At 64.1% G+C, this 24,266-nt stretch carries 20 protein-coding genes; 7 read left to right on the top strand and 13 right to left on the bottom strand.

Features of this window, described 5'->3' with window-relative positions; all coding sequences use genetic code 11:
* Nucleotides 1-260: 260 nt before the first annotated feature.
* The 3 genes from HF690_RS05475 (at nucleotide 261) to HF690_RS05465 (ending at nucleotide 2,855) form a co-directional block, all read left to right on the top strand.
* Nucleotides 261-1,217 carry an alpha/beta hydrolase gene (locus HF690_RS05475; protein ID WP_168608733.1) on the top strand — a complete coding sequence of 319 codons (957 nt, stop codon included), beginning with the start codon at nucleotides 261-263 and terminating at the stop codon, nucleotides 1,215-1,217.
* Between the two features lie 82 nt (nucleotides 1,218-1,299).
* Nucleotides 1,300-1,872, top strand: a complete 573-nt coding sequence (locus HF690_RS05470; RefSeq protein WP_168608732.1) for a LemA family protein — start codon at nucleotides 1,300-1,302, stop codon at nucleotides 1,870-1,872.
* 68 nt (nucleotides 1,873-1,940) lie between these two features.
* Entirely contained in the window at nucleotides 1,941-2,855 is a 915-nt protein-coding gene (locus tag HF690_RS05465) for a hypothetical protein (protein WP_168608731.1), read from the top strand.
* A 34-nt stretch (nucleotides 2,856-2,889) separates the two neighbouring features.
* Here the strand turns inward: HF690_RS05465 and HF690_RS05460 are convergent, their stop codons facing one another.
* Nucleotides 2,890-3,888: a M91 family zinc metallopeptidase gene (locus HF690_RS05460; RefSeq protein ID WP_168608730.1), complete on the bottom strand. Its 999-nt coding sequence runs from the start codon at nucleotides 3,886-3,888 to the stop codon at nucleotides 2,890-2,892.
* A gap of 184 nt (nucleotides 3,889-4,072) precedes the next feature.
* Here HF690_RS05460 and HF690_RS05455 point away from each other — a divergent pair, with 184 nt between their 5' ends.
* Nucleotides 4,073-4,702, top strand: a complete 630-nt coding sequence (locus tag HF690_RS05455; RefSeq protein ID WP_113064282.1) for a TIGR00645 family protein — start codon at nucleotides 4,073-4,075, stop codon at nucleotides 4,700-4,702.
* A 45-nt stretch (nucleotides 4,703-4,747) separates the two neighbouring features.
* On the opposite strand, the gene HF690_RS05450 is transcribed toward HF690_RS05455, so the two are convergent.
* Together HF690_RS05450 and HF690_RS05445 are read right to left on the bottom strand one after the other, a co-directional pair.
* Entirely contained in the window at nucleotides 4,748-5,401 is a 654-nt protein-coding gene (locus tag HF690_RS05450; RefSeq protein ID WP_168608729.1) for a peroxiredoxin, read from the bottom strand.
* 221 nt (nucleotides 5,402-5,622) lie between these two features.
* On the bottom strand, nucleotides 5,623-6,489 hold the full coding sequence (locus HF690_RS05445; RefSeq protein WP_168608728.1) for an AraC family transcriptional regulator: 867 nt from the start codon (nucleotides 6,487-6,489) through the stop codon (nucleotides 5,623-5,625).
* A 326-nt stretch (nucleotides 6,490-6,815) separates the two neighbouring features.
* Here HF690_RS05445 and HF690_RS05440 point away from each other — a divergent pair, with 326 nt between their 5' ends.
* Nucleotides 6,816-7,211, top strand: coding sequence for a carboxypeptidase-like regulatory domain-containing protein (locus tag HF690_RS05440; protein WP_168608727.1), 396 nt, complete (start codon nucleotides 6,816-6,818; stop codon nucleotides 7,209-7,211).
* A gap of 133 nt (nucleotides 7,212-7,344) precedes the next feature.
* Here HF690_RS05440 and HF690_RS05435 read toward each other — a convergent pair whose 3' ends face one another.
* A complete protein-coding gene (locus HF690_RS05435) occupies nucleotides 7,345-8,961 on the bottom strand; it encodes a hypothetical protein (RefSeq protein ID WP_113064286.1) in 1,617 nt (538 codons plus the stop codon).
* An 816-nt stretch (nucleotides 8,962-9,777) separates the two neighbouring features.
* On the opposite strand from HF690_RS05435, the gene HF690_RS05430 reads away from it, so the two are divergent.
* Nucleotides 9,778-11,343, top strand: a complete 1,566-nt coding sequence (locus tag HF690_RS05430; protein ID WP_168608726.1) for a hypothetical protein — start codon at nucleotides 9,778-9,780, stop codon at nucleotides 11,341-11,343.
* A gap of 81 nt (nucleotides 11,344-11,424) precedes the next feature.
* Here HF690_RS05430 and HF690_RS05425 read toward each other — a convergent pair whose 3' ends face one another.
* From HF690_RS05425 to HF690_RS05390, 8 genes are all read right to left on the bottom strand, one after another.
* Complete coding sequence (locus tag HF690_RS05425; RefSeq protein WP_168608725.1) at nucleotides 11,425-13,035, bottom strand: hypothetical protein; 1,611 nt, start codon at nucleotides 13,033-13,035, stop codon at nucleotides 11,425-11,427.
* Nucleotides 13,036-13,306: 271 nt separating this feature from the next.
* The gene (locus HF690_RS05420) at nucleotides 13,307-14,392 is read right to left on the bottom strand and encodes a threonine aldolase family protein (protein WP_168608724.1); all 1,086 of its coding nucleotides are present in this window, start codon (nucleotides 14,390-14,392) and stop codon (nucleotides 13,307-13,309) included.
* 104 nt (nucleotides 14,393-14,496) lie between these two features.
* On the bottom strand, nucleotides 14,497-15,813 hold the full coding sequence (locus HF690_RS05415; protein ID WP_168608723.1) for a GGDEF domain-containing protein: 1,317 nt from the start codon (nucleotides 15,811-15,813) through the stop codon (nucleotides 14,497-14,499).
* The gene (locus HF690_RS05410; protein WP_168608722.1) at nucleotides 15,810-16,604 is read right to left on the bottom strand and encodes a substrate-binding periplasmic protein; all 795 of its coding nucleotides are present in this window, start codon (nucleotides 16,602-16,604) and stop codon (nucleotides 15,810-15,812) included. Before HF690_RS05410 ends, HF690_RS05415 begins: the two co-directional genes overlap by 4 nt.
* A gap of 212 nt (nucleotides 16,605-16,816) precedes the next feature.
* The gene (locus tag HF690_RS05405) at nucleotides 16,817-18,322 is read right to left on the bottom strand and encodes a tryptophan halogenase family protein (protein WP_168608721.1); all 1,506 of its coding nucleotides are present in this window, start codon (nucleotides 18,320-18,322) and stop codon (nucleotides 16,817-16,819) included.
* Nucleotides 18,323-18,499: 177 nt separating this feature from the next.
* Nucleotides 18,500-19,537: a hypothetical protein gene (locus HF690_RS05400; RefSeq protein ID WP_205300798.1), complete on the bottom strand. Its 1,038-nt coding sequence runs from the start codon at nucleotides 19,535-19,537 to the stop codon at nucleotides 18,500-18,502.
* A gap of 395 nt (nucleotides 19,538-19,932) precedes the next feature.
* A complete protein-coding gene (locus HF690_RS05395) occupies nucleotides 19,933-21,153 on the bottom strand; it encodes an MFS transporter (protein WP_168608720.1) in 1,221 nt (406 codons plus the stop codon).
* Nucleotides 21,154-21,429: 276 nt separating this feature from the next.
* A complete protein-coding gene (locus HF690_RS05390; RefSeq protein WP_168608719.1) occupies nucleotides 21,430-22,020 on the bottom strand; it encodes an NADPH-dependent FMN reductase in 591 nt (196 codons plus the stop codon).
* A gap of 378 nt (nucleotides 22,021-22,398) precedes the next feature.
* Between HF690_RS05390 and HF690_RS05385 the strand changes: the two genes are divergently transcribed.
* A complete protein-coding gene (locus tag HF690_RS05385; protein WP_168608718.1) occupies nucleotides 22,399-23,220 on the top strand; it encodes a dimethylarginine dimethylaminohydrolase family protein in 822 nt (273 codons plus the stop codon).
* Between the two features lie 34 nt (nucleotides 23,221-23,254).
* Here HF690_RS05385 and bla read toward each other — a convergent pair whose 3' ends face one another.
* Nucleotides 23,255-24,151, bottom strand: a complete 897-nt coding sequence (bla, locus tag HF690_RS05380) for a class A beta-lactamase (RefSeq protein ID WP_168608717.1) — start codon at nucleotides 24,149-24,151, stop codon at nucleotides 23,255-23,257.
* Nucleotides 24,152-24,266: the final 115 nt, after the last annotated feature.

The raw sequence follows: 24,266 nt of genomic DNA, 5'->3' as shown, positions 1-24,266 counted from the left end.
CTAAGGCCCAGCGTGAGCCAGACCAGAAATGGGTGTTTCATTATTTTCCCCTACACGTCCTGTGTGTGGAGATAACCTAACGGAAGCGATTTGAATGCGCCAACAGAAAATCGCTTGAGGCCATGCGGAACGAGTTTGCATCCGGGCCGCGAATGGCCATGTATTTGCCCGCGTTCGGCCTGATGGTCATGCACAATGAACGGGATTCACCGACGCGAATGCGACGCGAGGCGTCGATCAGTGATGGACTGGAGATGAGCATGAAATCGTGGTGGGTGATCGTGTTGTGCCTGTGTGTCGTCGTGGCCCCGGCTGCACAAGCGAAGTCGAAGGTCTGGTCGCCGACGGTCGGGCATAAGCAGGTACTTCTGTGGCCCGGCAAGGCGCCTGATCTGAAGCCGGTTCCGGGTCCGGAAACCCTCACGCAATCCAGCGGGAACGTGGCGGGGCGGCCGTGGATGGCCGTGACCAATGTGACCCGACCGACGATGACGGTGTATGCGCCCAAGGGAAAGAATACGGGTGCAGCGGTGGTCGTGTTTCCGGGCGGCGGGTTCGAAGTGCTGGCCATGGATCTCGAAGGTACCGAGGTCTGTCACTGGCTGACTTCTGCCGGCGTGACCTGCGTACTGCTCAAGTATCGGGTTCCGAGTATTCCCTATCGCTGGTCATGTAACTGTCGGCCGCACAATTTCGAAGTGCCGGTGCCTGCATTGCAGGACGCCCAGCGAACGATCCGGCTGGTGCGCGCGCATGCATCGAAGTGGCATATCGATCCGCACAAGATCGGCGTGATCGGATTCTCGGCAGGCGGGTTTCTGGTCGCCGAGATCAGTACGCAGTTCGATGACCGCTTGTACGCGCCGGTCGATGCGGCCGATCGCGAGAGCGCCCGGCCGGATTTCGCCATGGCGATCTATCCGGGGCATCTCGCGGACGATGCGTGGAAGCTGAATCCGAACGTCCCCGTGTCGCATGCCACGCCGCCCACATTTCTGGTGCAGGCCGAGAACGATCATGTCGATGGCGTGAGACAGGCGCTGGTCTACTACACCGCGCTGACGAAAGCCGGTGTACCGGCTGAGATGCATTTGTATGCCCACGGCGGGCATGCATTCGGGCTGCGCCGGACAAAGGCGCCGATCACCCGGTGGCCCGCATTGGCCACAAAGTGGATGCGAACGATCGGCGTGCTCGCCGGACACCACGCCGGATAACGCATGTGACCCAGGTTGCCGTGAGACTGCGCTATATTCCGCGTGCATGGCAGCATGGAACAAAGGGTAGGGAGCGCTCGCAATGGGGATCAGGGAAATCGTGGAAGGCGCCATCGCGCTGCTTGTTCTTTCCTACGTGGTGTTGATCTACAACAATCTTGTGCAGCTCAAGCACAACGCTGCCAAGGCCTGGGCCAACATCGACGTGCTGCTCAAGCAGCGGCACGACGAACTGCCCAAGCTGGTGGAAGTCTGCAAGCAGTACATGCGTTACGAGCAGAGCACGCTGGAGCAGATCGTGCAGGCGCGTGCCGAGGTGTTCTCCGCGCGCGCCGCGGCCGATCTGAAGGAACTGGGACAGGCCGAGCAGATGCTGCGAGACGGACTGACGCATCTGTTCGCACTGGCCGAGAACTATCCCGATCTGAAGGCGGACACTTCGTTCAAGCATCTCCAGAGCCGCATCTCGGGGCTGGAGAACGCCATTGCGGATCGCCGCGAGCTGTACAACGACTCCGTCAATCTGTTCCGCGTTCGCATCGATCAGTTTCCCGACCTTCTTGTCGCGCGGGTGTTCCGTTTCCGTCCGCCCGAGATGCTTCGATTCAGCGCCCGGGAGACTCGGGACGTCGATATCAAGGCACTGTTCGGCTGACGCCATGGCGACGGTTTCAGGAAGCGTCGGCGCCTTCGTGGTCACGGAGGCGCTCGCGGGAGGTCGGCATGTGGCATGAGCTGAATGGTTACGTCACGCTGGGCATGCTCTATTTCTGCATGGCGCTCTGCGCCTTGATGACCTATGTGTTCCTGCGGGGCTGGTATAACTCCTTGAAGTGCGCGCGCCGGATCGAGGACATTCCCACGTCCAGGATTCCCTCTGCTGCGCAGGGCTATGTCGAGCTGATCGGGCGTCAGTACGTACCGCCGGATCAGACGGTCGAGGCTCCGCTGACGGGCACGCCCTGCACGTGGTGGCGCTACCGCATTCAAGTGCAGAAGCGGGGCCTCGACGGCAAGAAAAGTCTGACAACGCTGGAGGAAGGCACCAGCTCGACGCCGATTCTCTTGAAGAACCGGGGCGGAGAATTGCTGGTGGATCCAGATGGCGCCGAGGTCACGCCATCGATCACGCATCGCTGGCGAGGCCGTCTGGCATCGCCGCCGCGCCCCATGGATGTTCGCGACCATGTTCGCAATGGACGCTACCTCTATACCGAAGAGCGCATGCGCGTGGGCGAGAAACTCTACGTGGCCGGCGAGTTGCACACGTTCTCGGGTCATCGGCAGGGGGAGACGTTCGAGCGCGCGGTGGCCGATCTTCTGGCGCAGTGGAAGCAGGATCAGGGGCGCTTGGTCGAACGTTTCGACACGGATCAGGATGGCCGTATCGACATGGCCGAGTGGGAGGCTGCGCGCGAAGCGGCCCGAACCGAAGTTGCCGCACGGATGCGGCGAAGCGAGGCGGAGCCGGAAGTCGACGTCGTGCGCAAGCCCGAGAACGGCGAGCCGTTCATGCTCGGCGGCGGAGGGTCACAGATCGACATGGCCCGGATCTATCGTTCGAAGGCGGCCGATGCATTGATGGTGTCCATCGTGTTCGGCGCGATGCTGATCTACCTGATTCACTTGATTCCGTGACCGCTCGCCGGTCTGCACTGGATGGGACGCGTCGTCAGTCTTTGTAGCGCTTGACGAGATTGCGAACGGGCGTCGGGGCTGGCGAGTTGCCAGAGATTCCGTGCCAAATCTTGCTGGCCGTCGAGCGACGATCGAACAGCGCATCCGACCGGTTCACGGTGTCGTCGAACTGCCCGGGCCGCATGCGGCTGTAGTTGTCTCGCAGCGGCTTGTTGTGCTCCTGGCGCAGCATGTTCTCGGTGGGATTGAATGCGCCGCGCGGTGTGGGACTGAGTCCGACGGTCTCGAATTCTTCCTGCAGGTGGTTGGCCTGCTGCACCACGTTCATCAGATGCGTGCCGAACGCCACGTTCTGGCCGGAATCCACAGACGCGCCGACGGACCTGGGGTCGGTGAACAGCGGATTGCCGGACTGATTGAGTTGGGGCACACCGACGGCCTTGCCGTGTGCAAGCCGATGCGCATGCACCATTTCATGGCCCAGGCCGATGAAGCGGTTGGCGGTCGACGCACTGGGGTCGTAGCGCACCTCGCTTCCCCAGCCGCGTCCTTCGTGACCGTCGAACCGATAGCCTTCCTCGACGCCCGGTGCCGCGTGTGGGGAATTCATGTTGCTCGTGTCGGTAGGCTTGAGCGAGCGGATGTACACGTTGGCGTGGGTGCCGGCGTGAGCGCGATTGCGGCCGATCCGGTCGTCCAGCTCGGTCATCATGCGATGGCCGCCGGGCTTGCTCATCACCTCGTGCATCGAGCGTCTCGCATCCGTGGCGAGATCGACGAACGAACCCACATCCTGCGCGCTCGTGCGCTTGACCTGCACGTTGTTCAGCGAGCCATGGACATTCACTTCCTCGACGCGGCGCAATGCGCCCTTCTGGCGTTGCAGGAGTTCCGGCGTGAAACCGGCCCGCGGCTTGCGGGCGAGGCGTGGCACGAATCGTTCCTCGCGTTTGGCGAGCTTGGGTGCCTTGCCGGTCCGGTTGGCTTCGGCGAGCTTGTTCGCCACGCGGGTGCGCAGACTTTCCTTGGGCATCGGTCGACTCCTTGCGAAGAGCACATTCCCTGTAGTCCGGACGCTCAGCATCTCTCCATGTCGAAGCGGATGCAAGCGAATCGGCAACCCGATTGCACCGGGCTTTTACGCAGGTTCGATTCGGTGCTTGGAAGGTAGCGCGCGGACCGCTACGCTTGCGTCGGTTCCGTTACGGGTCGCATCGATGCACGAGTCCACGAATGGCGGTTTCAAGCCGCTCCGTTTCCTGATCTTCGGTTCGCGCTGGCTGCAGCTTCCGCTGTATCTGGGGTTGATCGTGGCGCAGTGTGTGTACGTGTTCCTGTTCGTCAAGGAGCTGTGGCACCTGATCCACGACGCGCCGCACCTGGGTGAGCAGCAGATCATGCTGATCGTGCTGGGCTTGATCGATGTGGTGATGATCTCCAATCTGCTCATCATGGTGATCGTCGGGGGCTACGAGACCTTCGTCTCGCGCCTGCGGCTGGAGGGGCATCCGGATCAGCCCGAGTGGTTGTCGCACGTCAATGCATCGGTGTTGAAGGTGAAGCTGGCGATGGCGATCATCGGCATCTCTTCGATTCACTTGCTGAAGACCTTCATCGCCGCGGGCACCATCGGCGGGCTGCCGTTCTGCACGCCCGAGGCGCTGGCGGCGGCGCAGGCGCTGGACCCGAACCAGCCGCTGGCTTGCGGCACGCTGACCTCGACGGGCGTGATGTGGCAGACCATCATCCACGTGGTCTTCATCTTGTCGGCTATCGGCATCGCCTGGACCGACCGCATCATGCATGCAGGGCTGGCGCGCAAGGCCGCGGAGGCGGGGCATGCCTGACTCGGTGCCGGACCGCTCCGCATGGCGGAGCGGTCCGGATTCGCGTCAGAGCGCTTTCTTGCAGAAGTACCAGTCGGTGCACTCGTAGCCTTCGTCCATGCGCGCCTCGGCGGCCTCGGCCGTGGCCGGCGGCGGCACGATGACCTTGTCGCCGGGAGCCCAGCTCTCGGGCGTCGCCACGCCGTTTGCGTCGGAGGTTTGCAGGGCGGAGACCAGGCGGATGAATTCCGGAATCGAGCGGCCGTTGGTCATCGGGTAGTAGACCATGGCGCGAAGTATGCCCTTGTCGTCGATGACGAAGGTGGCGCGCACCGCCGATGTGTCCGCCGCGCCCGGATGGATCATGCCGTAGGACTGCGCGACCTTCATGCTGAGATCCTCGATGATCGGGAACGGGATCTCGACACCGAACTTCTCCTTGATGTTGCGCACCCAGGCGACGTGCGAGTAGTAGCTGTCGATCGACAGACCCAGCAGCTCGCAGTCGAGCTTCTGGAATTCCGGATAGGCCTTGGCGAAGGCCATGAACTCGGTGGTGCATACCGGCGTGAAGTCGGCCGGGTGCGAGAACAGCACCAGCCACTTGCCCTTGTAGTCGGACAGCTTGCGCACGCCGTGCGTGGTGCGAGCTTCGAAGTCCGGCGCCGGCGCATTGAGCTGGGGCATGCCGAAGGTCTTGGTTTCGATCTGATCGTTCATGGACGTTGCCTCATTGGAAAGGGGGAGTCGTGTGTACGATCTATTTATAAGAAAAATCTAATATAGATTCCAATGAAAGTTTCTTATGGGCCCGATAGGTGCCTGCTATGGCTCATGGGAGGTAGAGCATGCGGTCAGATACACGCGTTATGGTCGCGCACGCGACCCGCGCGGATCGGACGAAGAGCTTCACGATCCGCGCGGGTTGCAGGGGGCGACGACTAGCGCAGGGGCAGATGCACGTCCGTGATCAGCTCGTGCTCCGGCGTGTCGGGAATCAGGTTGCGGTAATGGAAGAACAGCGGGTAGTCGCGCAGTTCCTCGCCGCTTTCCGGCAACCAGTCGCGATACAGGTAGTAGGCCACTTCGCCCAGACGCTCGTGTGAACCGTGATGGCGGGCCACCGCACAGCGTCCGCCGGGAATGTAGCGTGTGACGACGCCTTGCGGATTGGCTGGCACGTCATCCTCGATCGAGCCGCAGATATCGAAGCGGAAGGCGGCCGGATGGGTGGTGTCGGGGTCGTCGTAGGCGATGCCGAAGGTGTCGCTGCTCGCCACGGGCGACAGGCCGGTTTCCTTGCGCCATTCGATGAAGGTGCGGGCCGTGTCGTTGACGCGTTCGGGTGCGTCCCGGTGTTCGAGCGTGGCGACGCGGGTGGTGGGGAAGTCAATGATGTGTACGTCCATGGAAGGTCTCCGTTCGCGGACAGGAAGTCGATAGCGTTCGCGCCACGGCTGCCAGGCCGGGCGCTTCCTGAATTGCGAGGGCGATTGACCGAACGCGGTGCGGAACGCTCGCGAGAACGCGGCAGCGCTTTCGAATCCCGCTTCCAGGGCAATGTCGATGATCCGTCGCCGGTCCTCGAACACGAGCCGGTACGAAGCGTTGCGCAGTCGCGTCAGCTGGATGTAGCGGCTGACGCTGATGCCGGCGTATTGCGTGAACTGGCGATGGAAATGGAAGCGGGAAAAATGCGCGACTCGGCTCAGCCGTTCGACGGTGAGGTTTTCGGCGAAGTGGCGTTCGATGTGCGCGAATACCGCCTCGAACCGTTGCGCGTAGGCGTCGGCCTGGGTCGATTGCATGGTCTGCCCTCTCAAGTCAGGCCGGCACTATGGCGGCTTCGGGATGGCGCATCTTTGCGCATCTTGCGGTATCGGCGCATGTCCGAGAACCATGTGCAACGCCCCTGATGTCGGGTGCCGCATGACGCAGGACAAGCATCCGTATCAAACGAGCATGTCTCGATGATGCATGCTTGTTTCGCCAATGGCTCGGGTTGGTGGTCTGTACACAGGAAGCGCGTTCTATATATCCTCAATCTGTTGCTATCCGGGCGCGCAACGAAAAATGTCCCGGGTAACAGCGAAAATCGCGCACAGGAGCGCGATCAGAAAATCAACGAAAACCGATGGGGATTTACATGGAAGGCAGGAAGCAGAAGAACGGTTTGCATGGCGGCCGAGTGCGTGGGATGTCGGCCGTGCTGGCGGTGGCGGTTGTCACCTGTGCCGGAGCATTACTACCCGCGACCGCAGTGCGGGCGCAATCCACGGCTGGCATGATCCACGGCCAGGCCCCGGCGGGGGATGTGGTTCTCGCGCATAGTACCTCCGGCGTGCGCCGGACCACCGTGGTCAAGAAGAACGGTCAGTTCGAGTTGCGGCATCTTCCGCTCGGCGTCTACAGCGTGACGTTGAAGAAGGGCGACAAGGTCATCGATATGTACCACCGAGTGCCGTTGACGGTCGGGCGTGGTCTGGAAGTGAACTTCGCCTGTCCGCACGATCAGTGTGCTGCGCCGTGACGGCGAGGGTTCGCCGGCATGAACGGTACTCGCCGTACATGCCGCGTTGAACAAAAAAACGGGGCCGCGATTGCGGCCCCGTTTTTCGTTTCATGCGACCGTCCGGCGAAGGGCTGGACGGTCACGGAAGGACTCACTGCGCATTGAGCGTGATGTCGTCCAGGACAAACGAGGTCTGGTTCGACGAGTCCTCGGTGCCGGTGAACTTGATGGTCACCGTCTGGCCGATGTAGCTGCTCAGGTCGAAGCTGTGCTGCACATAGCCCGACGCAGCATTGAGGTTGGAGTAGGTGTGCAGCGTCGCGAGCACGGAACCGCTGCTGTTGAGCACCTGCACCTTGAGCGTGTCGTAGGCCGTCGAGCTGGTCGTCTCCGCCGTGTCGATGTGGAGGTAGAACGCCAGCGTGGCGGAGGTGTTGCCGCTCGGGATCGACACCGACTGCGAGGCGGTATCGGTGTGCGAGGAACCGTAACCGTCCAGCCACGCGAACCAGGAGCCGTTGTGGGCGGACTGGCCGCTGCAGGTGCTGTTGCTGCACAGAACGCCGGAGCTCAGCGACCACGGTGCGGCCGAACCACTCTCGAAGCCGGTGTTGCTCAGCAGCTGACCGGAGCCGCCGCCGCCACCGCCACCGCCGCTACCGCTGCCGGTGACGATCGGATGGCTGATGTCGCACTCGTTGGTGTCGTTGGACCAGGTGCTCTGCATGGCATACGAACCGTTGCCCATGCTCACGTTGGCGCTGGCGCCCTGACCGGACGAGATCCAGGCGCACTCGTCGCCGTTCTCCTGACCGTTGGAGCTGCTACCGGTGTGGTTGGTCCAGCCGCCGGCCGGATTCTGGTCGGTGACGGTCTCGGCGTACTCGTGGCCTTCGACGATCGAGAAGCCATCCAGCTTGCCGGCCGAAGAGCCGTTGACGAAGCCCTGGCCGCAGCTGGTGCCCATGTCGGCCACGTACGGCATGTTGGTGAAGGCGATATCGCCGTAGGACGAGGACACGCCCGCGTCGCCGTTCCAGTCATGCCATGCGCAGAAGCCGCTGCCGGAGGTGTTGAAGCCGTCCGGATGCGTGCCGGTCGGCGACAGGATCACGTACTGCACGTAGCGGTTGGAGGCGGCGGTGGTGTTGCCGAAGTGCGCGGCTGCCTTGATCGCTTCCTGGGCCAGCTGCGCGGCCGTGGCGTTGCTCGGCGAAGACACCGAGTTGTCGTACCAGATGCCGGCAAACGCGCCACCGGTCGGATAACCGATGTAGTTGGCGTTCGACGGGCACGAGGTGGCGCCGGAGCTGACGGCCGAGCCGTCGCAGTACTGGGTCATGACGCCCGACCACAGTTCGCCGCCGGTGCCCAGGCCCTTGAACATGCTCTCGAGGTACGGAACCGCACCCAGCGAGTCACCCGACAGGGTCATGTTGCCGTTGGCGTCGGTGCCTGCGCTGCCCCACTGGCTGCCGTAGACGACCAGGTAGACCTTCGGCGTGCCGCTGGTGACACCGATGCCGTCGACGCCGCCGCCGTAGCTCAGCGTCTTGGTGCCGGTCGCTGCGGTAGTCGCAGAGGCGTGCGTATCCTCGAAACGACGCATCTGACCCCAGGTCTCGCGGGTCGGCACAGCGCCGTGACGGTAGGTGTGGCCGTAGGCCGGCGAATACGGGTTGTGGATCTTGTTGGAGTGACCGGTACCCGCGTAGGCCGCGCTGGTCATCAGACCGAGCACGGCAGTCGCGACTACCGTTTTCATCATATTCAAAGCCATGGATATTCGACTCCCCAATGAAGGTTGGATCGCCCGGTGCCCGGAACGCAGGCAAAGCCGTTCCTGCCCCGAACGCATGAAGTACACGCTTCGGATGGTGATGGACTGCGTGTTTGCTCTTGTGCGGGTTCCGCCTGGATGCACGTCCTGTGTACGTCCCTCCCTGACGACAGTTCGTGCATCTTGAAGACGTCGCGGCGTTCGTCGCGCAGCGGACCATCTCTCCAGAACCACCCATCCAGAACTTCTCCGAGTCGGTGGGTGCATTGACCTTAGGAATCATCCCCAGGATGGGTAAATAAGAAAAATGGCTATAAGTGAAAACTAAGAGAAATCTGTATCAGCGATGTTTTCCGGATGTTTTGTTATCTATTTATTGTAATATAAACAGTTATTTACGTGATCCATTTTTGACGAATCCATACTGCTTGGGATGGATTTGTGTGCGGAAAAATGGCTTGTGGCCACCATGCGCGAATTCGGCAAACTTCAGGTAAAGCGTGATCTGCGTCTCTTTTGACCACCAGAGGACCGGTAGAAGGAGCGCACTCCACAGATAACGGCGCAAGGGCATGAGGCGTATGTGTCCCGGGCGTGCACTTGTAGGCGAACTGCATGAGCATGCAAGCTCACTGGGCGACGATGGACGTGCCGGGGACGGAGTACATGGATCGGTCCAACAACAAGAAACGCGCACGGACAACGGCCAGCACGGGCCTGCCGGAGTCATCGGGCAAGAGGAGCCGGCGCAGTCATCCAGAGGACGCCGGGACGTCGTCCGATGGTGCGCTCCATCCAAGGCCGATGCCGTTGTTTCGCACGCTGGAAGAGGCACGGACGGCATCGAAGCACGGACAGAGTTTCGGTCTGCGGTCGGAGGGCAGTTCGTTCACGGTGTACCAGGGTACCGCGACCCACGTGACCAGCACCGAGGGCACGACCTGGACGCAGCAGTTCGCCAAGCCGTCGAAGCGCATGAGTACCAAGTACACGGCGCTGTTCGGCAAGATCAGGGATGTGTCCGAGCTCACGCGTGCGAACAAGGCCCTCGTCAGCGGCAAGGCCGGGACGGATCGGCAAGGACGCCCGCTGAGCAAGGAGGCGCAGATGACGGCTTCGCTCATGCGCGTGAACGAGGCGAGCACGGCGTTCGGCTCGGCGTCGATGGGCGTGGATGGCGAAGATGCGGGCACGGGCATGATGGCCGAGACGCTGGCGCTCAAGTGGTCCCACAAGCAAGAGCAGGGTAGGACGAGCAGGCTCGGCGGTCGCCGCGCATTGAGCAAACTGAATCGCCGTTTCGCGCAGCTCGACACGACCGAAAAAATGCGCGCGCAAGGTGAAGGCGGCCTGCGCGCGAAGATCGAGGATTCCCGCATGCGCGCCGCCAAGGCAGCGCGGGCCTGGGGGAAGTCCAAGGGCAAGCGCGGCGACGACCTGGATGCCTATGTGCAGGGAAAATTCGAGAAGCACGGTCTGGGCGAGGTGCCGGATGCGCACGGGTTCCGCTCCTCGCTCAAGCGGGGGCGTGAAGAGGACGGCGAGAGCGAAGATCGCCGTTCGGCGTATACCGGCGGCTTCGGCGGTCGCCGTCCGAGACGCTTCAAGAGCCTGCGCCGTGCGCGACAGGGGTTGCGCAAGCAGCCGGAGAAACTGGAGTCGGCCTTTGTTCGCCCCGGCGGAAGTCAGTCCGGCGTCTATGAGGGCTTTACCTCGCAGCTCGCGCCGAGCAAAGGAGAGGTGTGGGATCAGTGGAAGCTGACCGCGCCGGATACCGCCAGCACAAAGTACACCCGGCTGTTCGAGAATCTGGAGGGATTGTCCGACCTGGGACGTGCCAACAAGGCGTTCGTCAAGGGAGGTAGCGACATGCTGCAACCCACCCCGGGCCTCAGTCTCTGGCGCGGCAAGCCCTACAGCAGCGAAGCGCAGGCGACCGCCGTGCTGTTTCGCGTGAATGAACCGCATACGGCACTGGGTGGGTCGTCCATGGGGTCGGAGGAGAGCGACGCGGGCCTAGGACTCATGGCCGAGGCAATGGCGCAGAAATGGAAGCACAGCAGCCGGCAGCAGCATCTGCCGCGCGAGGACCGCACCCAGGTTTCGCCCACGAAGGCGCTAAAGCATCTGACGAAGCTCTTCCCGCAGCTGGACAGCGTGCAGAAGCTGCGCAGGCAGGGCGAGCAGGGACTGGTCGACCAGATCGCAGCATCGCGCATAAAGGCGGCGAAGCATGCGGGCCGGCTCGGACAGGCCAAGGGCGTCCCCGAGCACCGGCTGAGCGAGCATGTGCAGCGCAAGTTCAACAAGCACGGTCTCGGGCAGGTGCCGGGTGGATGGAAGAGCAAACTGTCGAAGCCGAAGAAGTGATCTGTGGCCTGCGGGCGTCCGGTGCGGATGCCGCCCCGGCGAAGCGCCGGGGCGGTGGTACGTGCAGCGAAGGCTGCGGGCTTACTGGCAGGTCGGGAACTTGAACGAAGCGATGCGCGTGTGCCAGTTGAACGAGCCGTCGTTGACCAGGTACTCGGTCGTGTACCAGAACGTACAGTCGTCGACCGGGTCGACCGTCATCGCGCTGTAGTCGCCCCAGCGGCTCAGGTTGCCGGTCTGCGAGCCGGTGCCGGCGAGGATGGTCTGCTCGGCCTGCATGGTGTCGAGCGGGTCGCCGACTTCACGACCGGTGTAGCGGATCGCCGGATGGATACTGCTGCTGGATGCGCTGTAGCCCAGTGCCATGTCTCCCAGCTTGTCCATCGCGATCGAACCCATCCAGCGATAGGTGCTGTCGGGCGCATAGGTCGATTGCTGGTAGACCACCGGTGTGCCGGCCGGGTTGCGGATCTCGTACCAGCGGATGCCGGTGTAGTTGTTCTTCGTCGGATTGCCCTTGCCACTGCCGGCGAGCACGGTGTGGTTGAGCACCAGCGATTCGTGATCACCGAAGTTGCGGTAGGCCAGGCGGAACATCAGGCGATCGGCCAGTGAATCGAGCTTGTTGCGCGTGCCGCTCTGCGGGATGCAGGTGCCGCCGCCGCTGCAGCCGGCGCTGAACCCGGCCACCGGGATGTTGATCGGTCCGGTCAGCGTGGTGTTGCCCGGATTGCTCCAGTCGACGTGGAACCGCCACAGGTTCAGCGCATTGCTGGTGAAGTTCATCATGTAGTTCGGCGAGCCGGAGGGCGGCAGGGTGCTGCCGTCCAGGTCCGAGGGCAGCACGCCACCGTAGCTGGACGAGAGCTGGAAGCACTGCTGCGTGGCCGGCTGTCCGTTGAGCATCGCGCTGCGATCGTACGCGCACAGCTTGGCGCCCTGGAAGGTGTTACCGAACATGTTGAAGGTCTCGTAGTAGGCGTCCGGCCAGACGCCCATCTTCGGGTAGTCGGGGAAAACGCTGCCGTACGAGAACGAGTAGCGATACCAGGCGCCGGTAGCGTCGCTGGTCGCCGACACCGCCACGCACTGCAGATACGGCGTGGTCGACACCGAGAACTGCGAGACGACCCAGCGTCCGGCGATCTGGTCGTAGACCACCACCGGATCGCCGTCGTTGTTGTTCTCGCAGCCGCCGCCGAAGCCCTGCCATAGCGTATTGGTCGGTACCGGGCCGTAGACCACAGCCTTGGTCGACTTGTCGAACACGGCCAGCGCGTCGTTGACGACCTGCACGTATTGCGTGGCGCCGACGGCGCCGACGGTGTCGGGCGGCGCGTACTGGATGGTGAACGCGCCCTGCGGTCCGCTGAAGCCCTCGCCGATGCCTTCGAAGCCGGCGCCTGCGGCCGGGAGTGCGCTGACGATGGCGCTGGTCTGGAGGGCCCCGTCGCCCAGATTGCCTTTCTGTACCAGGAACGGGATCGGACGCGCGGGGTGCGCCTGGCCGTTGGAGAAGTCTTCCGGACGCGGCAGCAGACCGCGCAATGATGGTAGTCGGTCGTGGTGTACGGCATCCTGCGGAGTCGCGCCGGTGGTGCTTCCTGCAGCGTGCGCGGGTCCGGCGCATGCCAGGAGCAGGGCGCCGGACAGTACGCTGCCGACGAGGATCGAGCGGTGGAATGCAGACATGATGAATCCTCCTTGAGATCACTGATCGTCAATGCGAATCGAGATCGTGCGAAGGAAGCGATGCAACGCGAAGGCGGACCGCTTCCGTATCCCCTGTCTGCCATGTCCATGGCCGGGCGCGTCCGAACCAGAGCGACGGCTCCGGCTGGAAATGACCGATCCAGCATATCGCTGTTTCGCGCCGGAAACGAACGAACGGCCACGGTTTTGCCGTTTTCGTGCAACGTTCGTGCGCTTGCCGCGTGTCGGCGGGCGCGGCAGGCGCCCCGGGTCAGGCGCGAATGAATGTCAGGAAGTGGGCGATGTGCTCCATGGCGTCGGCGATGACATAGCGATCCGAGGCCGGCCCCATCTCGATCTCGGCCATGGCGTAGCCGGTCAGTGGCGCTTCGCCGAAGCGTTCGAACAGCCATGTCTTGCGCTCGTGCGCGAAGCGGCGATGCTGCTCGGTCAGCGCCGCGGGCGTACCCGGCAACCAGACTTGGAAGGCGTTGGTGTGCGGACGCCGGGGATGCACGATCAGGTCCGGAAGCTTGTTCAGCGCGTCCGCCAGCTTGCGTGCGCGTTCGACGTAGGCGGGCAGGTGCGGCGCGCGCTGCTCCAGCCCGTCCAATGCCGCGATGGCATAGGGATAGGCCGTGAACAGATTGCCGCCGTAACGCGTCTTCCACACGCGCAGTGTGCGAATGAAGGACTCGCTTCCCGCCACCAGCGCACCGCCGAGGCCGCCGAGTCCCTTGTAGTAGGAAACGTAGACGCTGTCGGCCAGTGCGGTCAGCTCGGCTTCGGTCACGCCATACCCGGCGGCGGCTTCCCACAGGCGTGCGCCGTCGAGGTGCAGCGGCACGTCGCGCTCGCGGCACCAGGCGGAGATGGCGTGGAGTTCGTCGAGATCGGGAAGCAGATATCCGGCCCGGCGCAGAGGCAGTTCGACCACCACGGCGGCCAGCGGTTCGGTCACGTCTTCCAGCATGGCGGTCGTGAACGGTGCGTGATGACCGAGGCGGATGGCGTGCAGGTCGGCGACGCGCTCGATGGCGTCGGATTCGTCCATGCCGAGGTGGCTCAGCGGATGGATGACGACGTTGCGGCAGTTGCGCGCCTCGGCATAGGCGCGCAGCACGCACAACTGCGCGGTCACGCCCTTGATGAAGAAAAGGCCGGTTTCCTTGCCGAGGCGGTCGGTGGTGACGGCTTCGAGACGCTCGACCGCGCCGCCTTCCCCGTACAGGTCGATGCCGTCCTCGGAGGCTGCGTGGCGGGCCAGTCGGTTCAGGGTTTCGGCGGCGCTGGGCGGCGACAGTCGCGAGAGCACAAAGGTGCAGGCCTGCTTGAGCGCTTGATCGTTCGGGGTCATGAAGTCGTCCGGATTACGGGGGCGGACGCAGAGTATGAAGCACCGGACGGACCCGGGAAAAATACGGTGTCGGACGGGTATGGAGGAACGGGGATGGGTTCGAATCAGAGCGTCGATTCGTCGTCGACGCAGACGCGATTGCGGCCCGAGTGCTTGGCGCGGTAGAGCTGGGCGTCGGCGCGTGCGATGAGGGTGTCGGGTTTCTCGTCCGGGTGGACCAGTTCGGCCACCCCGATCGAAACCGTGATGGAGATGCGTTCGCCCTGATCGCTCTTGATCACGAGTGCCTCGATCGCTGCGCGCAGCCGCTCGGCTGTGACGGCTGCGCCGCGCCGATCCGAGCGCGGCAGCAGCACGGCGAATTCCTCGCCGCCAAGACGTCCGAGCACATCAATGCGGCGCAGCTGCTCGCGGCAGCATTCGGCGATGCGCACGAGCACGCGGTCACCTGTGGCATGACCGTGTGTGTCGTTGATGCGCTTGAAGTGGTCGACGTCGAACATCAGCACGGTCATGGCGGCGCCGCCGCGCTGCGCACGTGCAAGTTCCTGGTCCAGCAGTGCGAGGAACTGGCGTCGCGAACAGACGCCGGTGAGGCTGTCGGTGTTGGCCAGTTCCTGCAACTGGCGGCTTTTTTCTTCCAGTTGGCGCGTTTTGTCCTCCAGCTCGGCGGTGCGTGCCCGGACCAGTGACTCCAGGCGCTCGCGGTGCTGCTGCAATTCGCGCTCGTGGCGTACGCGTACTTCGAATTCCTCGAGCATGCGCTCGCGCATCTGATTGAGGGCCTGTGCGACCAGATCGAGGTCGTCCGCATGTCGACTGGGACGCTTCGGCCATTCCAGGGGGGTCTGCAAACGCTCGATGTCCAGTTCGCTTGCGTAGGTGGCCATGGTTTTGAGGCGTTGTGTCACCCAGCGGCGGAATAACCACAGCAGCAGCAGCGACATGCTCAGCAGTGCAGCGGTCGTGGTCAGCAATTCGCGCGCGATGGCGTTGCGCAGCCGCGTCATTGTGCTGCGGCTGTCGATGACGACGCGCAGCGTGCCGAGATCGAAACGTTGGCCGTCGTCGTGGATCAGCGGATAGCTGCGCTCGAGTAGCACCGGGGCATCGGCCTGCCCGCGGGTCACATGCCGTCCTTCGCTGTCGAGTTGCACGTAGCCGATACCGGGAGTGTGGGCCAGTGCATCGAGCAGCAGGCGGGTACGGCCGCGGTCGACCTGCCAGAGTCCGGCTTCCAGGCTCGGCACCAGGCTTTGCCGAATCTCGTCGAGTTGCTCCCGTGCACTCTCGACCTGGTTGCGGTAGATCACATGGACTTGAAGGGCGGTCACAGCCACGGAAACGATGAGTCCGAGCAACACCGTGGCGGCAGCCAGCCGCAGACTGATCGAATGTCGATTCTTCGCGCGGGCGGTCATGGGCGCTTTTCCGGGTGGAACCACAGGTTGTGACGTTGCAACGGAGCATCGCGCGGGAAATCCGGATTGCGCAGTTCGATGATATGGCGTCGGGCCAGATCGAGTCGGGCGAGATCCCGGTCGTAGGTGCGGTGGAACAGGCGCAGCAGGCTGCCATCGTCGAGGCTGCGTTCGAGGCCGAGGCGGATGGCGTCGGCCAGGGCCGTGTTGCGCGGATTGACGAAGAAATACAATGCAGAGGGATAGTGCAGCAGCAGATGCGGTTCGAGTTCGATCGGCAGTGCCGCGTTGTGCACCCGTTCACCGTCGACCTCGGCGATCGATCGCGGGAAGTAGTCGATGTGGCGGCGAGCCAGCATCTGGAACAGGCCTTCATAAGTTGCCGCGGCGTCGACGCGCAGACCGTTGGCGCGAAGAATGGCCAGATCTGGCCAGTCATGTCCCTGCCCGCCACGCAAGTCGGAGAGTTCGTGCAAGGTCTTGATGTCTGCGAAACGCGCACGATCGCCGCGATGAATCAGCAGTACGCGCCAGCCGATCATGCCGCGGTCGATGGGGAATCGGATGGCGCGCAGGTGTCGCTCGCGTTCGCGGGTGGTGACGGTCCATACGACATCGAGGGCGCGTCCGGCTTCGAGCATGCGCAGGCTGCGTGCTTGCTGCATGTCGGTGTGGCTGGGATGCAGCCGATAGGCGACGCCGCTGTGGGCAAGTGCCAGCCGCAGGACTTCCAGAGGATACCGTTGGCGCGCGTCCTGCTGCGATTCGGCGCGCGGATAGATCACGCGCAAGGGGCGTGCCGCCCATGCGCTGGCCGATGTCAGCAGCGCAGCGCAAGCGAGCAAAAGTGTCCGCAGGCAGCGCCGGCTTGATCGCATGCAATACATCCTGTGCTTTGAAGACCGGGTGATCCAGCGCCGCTGTGCGAGGCGAGGTGTGCCATCGCGACGCATCCACGGACCCTATCATCAAACTGCGGCGCAGACCGTGCGCCGCAGTTTGACTATTTCCCCGGTTGCGCGCGGCAGTAACGGTCGATGTACTCGCGTTGCGTGGGCATGGCATCGACGGCCTGGCCGATCACGTCGCGCAGACCGGCGAGGATCTGCGGGGCGTCGACTTCGCTGCGCAGGTCGACGAGTGGGTCGTATCGCTCGGGCCAGACCTCCTGGCCGACGAGGACCGCCAGCCAGTTCGGATTCTGGAACAGTTCGTGGTTCTCCGCGACCAGGCGCCCATGGCCACGAAAATGTGCCAGCTTGTAGGCCAGTGGTTGCGGGATATCCATGCGTGCAACGTGGCGCCACATCGGTTCCTCGCGTTGATTGGCACAGTAGTGAAGGATCAGGAAATCGCGCACGCGCTCGTATTCCTGGCCCGTCAGCCGATTGAATTCCGCCGTGGTGTACGGATCGAAGTCGCGGTCCGGGAACAGCGCCAGCAGGCGTGTGACGGCGGACTGGATCAGATGGATGCTGGTTGATTCGAGCGGTTCGAGGAAACCGGCGGAAAGGCCGATGGCGACGCAGTTTCGATGCCAGAAGCGTCGCCGTCGGCCGGTCGTGAAGCGCAGCAGGCGCGGTTCGGTCAGGGCGGGGGCTTCCAGGTGATCCATCAGCGTGGCGGCGGCTTCGTCATCGCTGATGTAGTGGCTGCAGTAGACGTGTCCGTTGCCGACGCGGTGCTGCAGCGGAATGCGCCATTGCCAGCCCGCGGCGTGCGCGGTGGAGCGGGTGTAGGGCACGAAGGCTTCGCCGTGCTCGCACTGCACGGCCACCGCGCGGTCGCAGGGCAACCAGTGCCGCCAGTCCTCGTAGCCGGCGTGCAACGCGCCCTCGATGAGCAGTCCGCGAAAACCGCTGCAATCGATGAACAGATCGCCTTCGAGATGTTCGCCGCTCTCCAGCGCCACGCGGTCGATGAACCCATCCTCGCGCAGCTGTACGGAGGTGACCCGGCCTTCGGTACGGCGCACGTTGTGCTGCTCGGCATAACGACGCAGGAATGTCGCATACAGGCCCGCATCGAACTGATAGGCGTAGTCGAAGGTGGACAGTACCTGGCGTGGATCTTTCGACGGCGTCATGAACTTGCCGGCGCGCGCGGCCATCCAGGCCAGGGCGTAGTCCTCCAGCGGTGTCGCGTCGCCGCGCGTCCGTTCGCGCAGCCAGTAGTGGTGCAGGGGCACCTTGTCGAACTCGGCGCCGAACTGGCCGAACGGATGGAAGTAGCGGTGGCCCTTGCGTGACCAGTCGACGAATTCGATGCCGAGTTTGAAGGTGCCCTGGGTGGCGGTGATGAAGGCGTTCTCGTCGATGCCCAGGCGCTGGTTGAACAGCTTGATCGGCGGAATCGTCGCCTCGCCCACGCCGATGGTGCCGATGCGATCGGACTCCACGAGATCGATGCGGCAGTTGCCCTGCAGCGCCTGGCCCAGGGCGGCGGCGGTCATCCAGCCGGCCGTGCCGCCGCCGACGATGACAATGCGCCGGATACGTCTGTCGTTCATGTGGCCGTGTTCCGCCCGTTGCGATGAGGTGACGCGGTCATTGTAGGAAGCGTCACCGCGTTTACAAACGACGCGGAGAACCGCTTGTCGCGAAGCCGTGGATGCGTTCGGTGCGGACATAAAAATGCCGGCGATGCACGAGGCATCGCCGGCGCCGATCACGAGGGGAATTCGCGATCAGTACGACAACACGCAACCGCCTGCGCCGCTATTAAAGGCGTTGCTCCACAGCGATTGCACCGGGTAGGTGGTGCCGCCGGAGAGCGTGACGTTTGCGGATGCGCCTTGACCGGAGGAAATCCAGGCGCACTTGTCGCCGTTCTCTGCGCCGCTGCCGTCGATCCAGCCGCTGCTCGGGAACTGGTCCGAAATCGTCTCGGCCAGCTCATGGCCTTCGACGATGGTGATGCCGGCCTTCGAACCCAGGCCATTGAAGTTGGCGCCGCAGCTCGCACCGGCGTCGGTCATGTACGGCAGGTTGGTGTAGGCCACGTTGCCGTACGAGGAGCTGCTGTAGCTGTGGTACGCGCAGTACTGCGTGCCGAAGCCGGACGCGCTGTTGCCGGTCGCGGTGGCAATCACGTACTGGGTGCTGGCGTTGCTACCGGACGACGTGTTGCCGAAGTGCGCGGCGGCCTTGACCGCTTCGGCAGCCAGCTGCGACTGCGTCGGATGGCTCGGCGCGGCCGAGCTGTTGTCGAACCACACGTTCTGATAGATGTTCAGCGGATTGCCGGCTGCGGTGCCTGCACCGTTGCAGAACTCGGTGCCGCTGCTCACGCCCTGGCAGTACTGCGTGACGCTGTTCAGCCAGGAGCTGCCGCCGACGCTGCCGAGGAAGGACTCGAGGATCGAGACTTCGCCGCTGGGATCATTGTTGTTCCACTGCGAACCCCAGACCACCAGATAGACCTTCGGCGAAGTTTCCACACCGATGCCGCCGGTGCCGCCCTGGTAGATCAGGTTGTTGGTGGTGGTGGAGCCGCCACCGTGATTGCCGCCCTTGGCCTGGCCGCGGTTCGGATGCTGCGCGCGCCAGGCATCCATCGCATCCACGGTCGGATGCACGATGGCCACCGGCTGACCCTGTTCGAGCAGGCGGACGCCGCCAGGCGTGCCTTCGTAGTTCATGGGAGTGGGCGGCTTGGCCGCGAAGCTGGCGCTGGCCAGCAGGGTCAGCGAAAGGGCGGTCAGGATTTTTCCTGTGGATTTCATAAGGCTTCTCCTTTGAATGCGTCGAATAAGTTGATGTCCGATCACAGGCCGAACGAAGACACGCCGATGCAAACGCTCGACGAGCCGTTCGGCTCAAGTCGGTTCCCGCATTCACGCCTTCCTACTTAAGGCTTTTTCATATGCAAACTGCCCCCAGCCTTTCCGCGGCGTGAAACATAAGAGCGCGGACGCGCGCAACGAGCGGTCTCTCTAGGCGGAGACATACGCTGCGCGCAGGGGGATATAGCGGGATATTGCTTAGTATCCGCTTAGTTCGGTTTGGCGAGCTGCCGAGAAGGGGATGCAGTTCGCAGCGACGGATGTCGAGCGAAACCGGGGCGAGCGCGGCCATTGATGCAGCGGGAACTATCCGAAAAGCGTGCGCGTTCGGAGCGTCAGGCGGGGGCGCGTTCGAGGTCCGCATCGAGTGTGCGGCGCGATTCCGACCAGCGCATGGCGAGCCAGATCGCCACACCGCCGAGGGCCAGGGCGACGCCGACGCCCCCGGTCGCGCGCCAGCCCCATCCGGCCGTGAGCGCCATGCCGGCCAGCCACGGTCCGAGTGCGTTGGCCATGTTGAAGGCCGCATGGTTCATCGCGGCGGCGAGCGTCTGGGCGTTGCCGGCCACGTCCATCAGCCGCGTCTGCAAGGGCACGACCAGACCGCCGCCCAGGCCGATGATGAACAGCGAAGTGCCCATGAGGACGACGTTGCCGATCGAGAATGCATAGAAACCGCAGGCCAGACCCAGCACGATCTGCAGCGCCAGGGCGGCCTTCAGCAGGCGGCCGCCGGAGAATGCGCCGGCCACGATGTTGCCCAGCGTGGTGCCGACGCCGTAGATCATCAGAATGACGGACACGCCCCATGCCGGCGCATGCGTGGTCGCCAGGAAGGCTGCGCTGAAATAGGTGTACACCGCGAACATGCCACCGAAGCCGATGGCGCCCATGGCCAGCGTCAGCAGCACGTCGCGATTGCGGAAGGCGCCGATCTCGGCCAGCGGATGTGCGTCGGGATGCGGTCCCTTGTACGGTGCGGTGCGCCAGACCATGATCACGGTGAGACAGGCCAGCGCCGCGACCATCGCGAAGCCGGTACGCCAGCCAAGCAGCTGGCCGAGGTAGTTGACCACCGGGACACCCACGATATTGGCGATGGCCAGGCCCAGAATGACCTGGCTGACGGCCTGCGCCCGCCGGTGCTTCCCGGCGATGTCGGCGGCGAACAGCATCGCGATGCCGAAGAACGCGCCATGCGGCAGGCCGCTGAGGAAGCGCGCCAGGTCCATCGTCCACATCGACGGCGCCAGCGCAGTCAGCAGGTTGCCGATGGCGAACACACCCATCAGGGCCAGCAGTACGTGCTTGCGAGGCAGTCTCGAGGCGAACATCGCGATCAGCGGTGCGCCGATGACCACGCCCAGCGCGTAGGCGCTGATGGCGTGTCCGGCCACGGCTTCGGACGCGTGGAACTCCGCGGCGAAGTACGGCAGCAGACTCATGGCCGCGAATTCACCCGCGCCGATGGCGAAGGCGCCGGAGGCGAGCCAGAAGATGATCACGGCCAGGCTGGACCCGGCTGAAGTGGAGGGCGATGCGGTGTGACGCGTCATGGGGAACGGGGACGTGGTGGCGTGTGCATGAATCGAGTGCGCGAGCGACGTGCACGGTGGATGGTGGCGCTGGCCGTGGCATCGCACGTCGCGGACTGGGTGGTCCCGCGGAGCGGTCGCTCGGTGCAAGAAAGATTCGCAACGCGTCGGGCTTCACGTCTGCGCAGGACGCGAGGCCATGTGTCGACGGATCGCATGAACGCTCATGGTACCGCAGCCGGTCGCGTCGGCCGGGAAGCAAAGTGCATAACCGGCGCGTGCCTCGGCGTGAGCCGGTCAGTACGGCGGCTTGCGGCGCTGACGCTGCAGGCGCGCGGCTTCGGTCCACCAGGCCAGGTCGTCTGCAAAGCGCGCGAACGATTGTTCCAGGAACGCGCCGGCCTCGCCCTGCGGCCGGCCTTCTGTGTCGAGCGTCTGGCCGACCGAGCCGACCAGCACGGTGCTGGAGATCACGACCATGCCCATTTCAGACAGGGTGCCGTGCCAGAGCAGGTTGGCGCGCGCGCCGCCCAGTCGCCCGGCCGAATAGCTGACGATTCCGGCGGGACGCCAGAACCATTCCTCGAGGAAGTGATCGGTGAGGTTTTTCAGGCCGGGCTGCATGCCCCAGTTGTATTCCCCGGTCACGAACACGAAACCGTCGGCCGCACGGATCTTTTTCGCCAGGGCGTTCATCGCCTCGGGGGCCTCGCCCTCGGCATGCTCCTTGTACATGCGATCGAGCATGGGCAGGTCGATCTGCATGGCATCGATCAGTTCGGCTTCGGCGCCACGCGCGCGCAGGCCGTGCACGATGTAGTTCGCCAGTCGTATGCCGGCGCGATCGGAGCGGTAGGAGCCATACAGGACGAGAATGCGATCGGACATGGGCGGGCCTTGTGCGAGCGGAGCCGAGGCAGGGGCGAGGTCGTCGTGCAGTTCCATGCCATGATGACACGCACAGTGCATGGAGGCCTCGTGGGGCGTGAGAGCACCTAACAACCAACGGTGATAACGGCATCCGCTGCATTCGTGCAACAAATTATTCAAGGCTTCACGCTGAAATCTGCAGGACAGCGCCCTGCCACTTGAATTGCGGCGTTGAACCGGATCTGTCTGTCTGCATGTCTGCGCTGTACGGGCTGCTCGATCGGCTGCCGGCCCCCTTTGTCCGTATGCCTTGATCCGTTACGGTCGATCTGGCGACACGCATTGGACTTGTCCGCAGGTCCTTGAGTTCGACGATTCCCGCACGAGGAGGTTTGCATGACGCAACGACCCCGCATGTTGATGTGCCCGCCCACGTACTTCGAGGTTTCGTACGTGATCAACCCGTGGATGGCGCGTCATGTCGACGGCGTGCATCGGTCGCGGGCGCAGGCGCAATGGGACGCTTTGCATGCCCTGCTGAGCGCCCGCGCCGAGGTGCGGCTCATCGAGCCTGCGCCGGGCCTTCCGGACATGCCCTTCACCGCCAATGCGGGCGTCGTGCTCGGCGACACGTTCGTCCCCAGCCGGTTCCGTCATGCGCAGCGCAAGGGAGAGGAGCCGCTGTTCGAGCGCTGGTTCGCGCAGCAGGGCTACACGATCCAGGCCTTGCCCGAGGGACTTGATTTCGAGGGTGCGGGCGACGCGCTGCTCGATCGCGGACAGTCGCTGCTCTGGATGGGATACGGGCATCGCAGCGACGCGGCGTGTGCCGACATCCTGGGAACCATGCTGGATATCGAGGTGATTCCCTTGAGACTGAGCGATGCGCGTTTCTACCATCTGGATACCTGTTTCTGTCCCCTGCAGAACGGTGCACTGCTGTATCACCCGGCGGCCTTCGATGACGCTTCGCGTGCCTTGATCGAGGAGCGGGTGCCGGCGCACAGGCGTCTCGCCGTCGGCGCGGACGATGCCGCTGCCTTCGCCTGCAATGCGGTGGACGTGAACGATGCGGTGATCCTGAATCGGGCCAGCGATGCGCTGCGCGACGGCTTGCGCGGACTCGGCTACGACGTGATCGAAACGCCGCTGGGCGAGTTCATGAAATCCGGCGGTTCGGCCAAATGCCTGACCTTGCGCCTGGACGAGCCGCGCTGAGTGCGCGGCATCCGTCGGATGTCCGGAAGCACGATCAGCCGCGCAGCGTGACCGCGAGCCGTCCGACATCGGCGAGCACGCTCTCGCGGGCCGCTTCCGGTGCGATGGAGTCGGCGTAATAGGCGCAGACCAGCACGGGTTTGCCGTGCGGCGGCTCGATCAGGCCAATGTCGTGGATCTCGTTGGCGGCGCCGCGACCGGTCTTGTCGGCGCAGCGCCAGGCACGAGGCAGTCCTGCGCGCAGCAGTCGCGAGCCGGTTTGGCACGCGCGCATCCAGCCAAGCAGGCGTTGGCGCGAAGCCGGATGCAGCGCTTCGCCGATCAACAGGTCGCGCAGGTCGCTCAGCATGGCCTGCGGGGTGGTGGTGTCGCTGGGGTCGTCGGGCAGGGCGAGATTGAGCGCCGGTTCAGTGCGCGTGAGCAGCGTGACTCGGTCGCCCAGGCTGCGGGCATAGGCGGTCACGGCATCGGGCCCGCCCAGTGCGTTCAGCAGGAGGTTGTCCGCGGTGTTGTCGCTGAGGGTGATGGCGGCCTCGCACAAAGCTTCCAGCGTCATGCCGGGAGCGCCGACGTGGCGCCGGGTGACGGGCGCGTAATCGAGGAGGGCTTGATGATCGAAGATCACACGGCGTTGCAGGTCCTCGATGCCGCGGTCCACGCGCGCCAGCAGGGCGGCGACCACCAGCACCTTGTGCGTGCTGCACATCAGGAAACGGTGATCCGCGCGATAGCCGATCTGCCGACCGCTGGCCGTGTCCAGCATCGCCACACCAAGACGACCACCATGACGCTTTTCCAGCGCGGCAAGGCGCGTATGGATGTAGCGACGTGCGTCGAGTTGGCGTCCTTCGGGCGTGTGCGCGCGCACCTGCGGCATGGCCGCCATGCCGGCACCTACCGCTAGGCTTTTCAGAAGTTCACGACGAAGCATGCATGCATTCCCTGATAGCGGCGCGAGGCCGGATGCACGTAGTCTGCGAGGGATTCACGACGGATCGGAGCCGGGATGCGGGCGATTTGCGGGCGCGCAGAGCAGACCCGATGCC

The organism is Oleiagrimonas citrea (assembly GCF_012395255.1).
GTDB classification, from domain to species: Bacteria; Pseudomonadota; Gammaproteobacteria; order Xanthomonadales; family Rhodanobacteraceae; genus Oleiagrimonas; species Oleiagrimonas citrea.
Note: the sequence above shows the minus strand (reverse complement) of the source record. Positions and strands in the feature narration are given on the sequence as shown.

Coding starts and splice junctions, on each gene's coding strand:
- HF690_RS05475 (WP_168608733.1), top strand. CDS start 261: ATGAAATCGTGGTGGGTGATCGTGTTGTGCCTGTGTGTCGTCGTGGCC.
- HF690_RS05470 (WP_168608732.1), top strand. CDS start 1,300: ATGGGGATCAGGGAAATCGTGGAAGGCGCCATCGCGCTGCTTGTTCTT.
- HF690_RS05465 (WP_168608731.1), top strand. CDS start 1,941: ATGTGGCATGAGCTGAATGGTTACGTCACGCTGGGCATGCTCTATTTC.
- HF690_RS05460 (WP_168608730.1), bottom strand. CDS start 3,888: ATGCCCAAGGAAAGTCTGCGCACCCGCGTGGCGAACAAGCTCGCCGAA.
- HF690_RS05455 (WP_113064282.1), top strand. CDS start 4,073: ATGCACGAGTCCACGAATGGCGGTTTCAAGCCGCTCCGTTTCCTGATC.
- HF690_RS05450 (WP_168608729.1), bottom strand. CDS start 5,401: ATGAACGATCAGATCGAAACCAAGACCTTCGGCATGCCCCAGCTCAAT.
- HF690_RS05445 (WP_168608728.1), bottom strand. CDS start 6,489: ATGCAATCGACCCAGGCCGACGCCTACGCGCAACGGTTCGAGGCGGTA.
- HF690_RS05440 (WP_168608727.1), top strand. CDS start 6,816: ATGGGGATTTACATGGAAGGCAGGAAGCAGAAGAACGGTTTGCATGGC.
- HF690_RS05435 (WP_113064286.1), bottom strand. CDS start 8,961: ATGATGAAAACGGTAGTCGCGACTGCCGTGCTCGGTCTGATGACCAGC.
- HF690_RS05430 (WP_168608726.1), top strand. CDS start 9,778: ATGCCGTTGTTTCGCACGCTGGAAGAGGCACGGACGGCATCGAAGCAC.
- HF690_RS05425 (WP_168608725.1), bottom strand. CDS start 13,035: ATGTCTGCATTCCACCGCTCGATCCTCGTCGGCAGCGTACTGTCCGGC.
- HF690_RS05420 (WP_168608724.1), bottom strand. CDS start 14,392: ATGACCCCGAACGATCAAGCGCTCAAGCAGGCCTGCACCTTTGTGCTC.
- HF690_RS05415 (WP_168608723.1), bottom strand. CDS start 15,813: ATGACCGCCCGCGCGAAGAATCGACATTCGATCAGTCTGCGGCTGGCT.
- HF690_RS05405 (WP_168608721.1), bottom strand. CDS start 18,322: ATGAACGACAGACGTATCCGGCGCATTGTCATCGTCGGCGGCGGCACG.
- HF690_RS05400 (WP_205300798.1), bottom strand. CDS start 19,537: ATGAAATCCACAGGAAAAATCCTGACCGCCCTTTCGCTGACCCTGCTG.
- HF690_RS05395 (WP_168608720.1), bottom strand. CDS start 21,153: ATGACGCGTCACACCGCATCGCCCTCCACTTCAGCCGGGTCCAGCCTG.
- HF690_RS05390 (WP_168608719.1), bottom strand. CDS start 22,020: ATGTCCGATCGCATTCTCGTCCTGTATGGCTCCTACCGCTCCGATCGC.
- HF690_RS05385 (WP_168608718.1), top strand. CDS start 22,399: ATGACGCAACGACCCCGCATGTTGATGTGCCCGCCCACGTACTTCGAG.
- bla (WP_168608717.1), bottom strand. CDS start 24,151: ATGCTTCGTCGTGAACTTCTGAAAAGCCTAGCGGTAGGTGCCGGCATG.